The 257-nt window shown below is 49.4% G+C and carries 1 protein-coding gene; it reads right to left on the reverse strand.

Annotated features, from left to right (window positions below; all coding sequences use genetic code 11):
* The coding region (locus SB775_RS31280) for a cell wall hydrolase (protein WP_410865166.1) at positions 1–257 on the reverse strand (257 nt) is incomplete at both ends.

Consider the following 257-nt stretch of genomic DNA (forward strand, 5'->3'; position numbering starts at 1 on the left):
AGTATCTGGGTTGAAGTAGTAGAGAGCACCATTGGTCGGGTCCCATCCACGTACAGCTTCCCATGCTGCCTTGTAAGCTGATTTGTTTGGAGTCAACCAGAATTGCCCATCATCAATAGCGGTAAACGCGTACGGTTCAAATATCACGCCACTCAGTGTGTTCGGAAAAGTTTCCGATTGCATGCGATTCATTGCAACTGCTGCAACCGCTACCTGTCCCTCAAATACCTCTCCACGCGCTTCTGAGTAGACGAGCT

The sequence above is a fragment of the Peribacillus sp. SIMBA_075 genome (genome assembly GCF_046534585.1).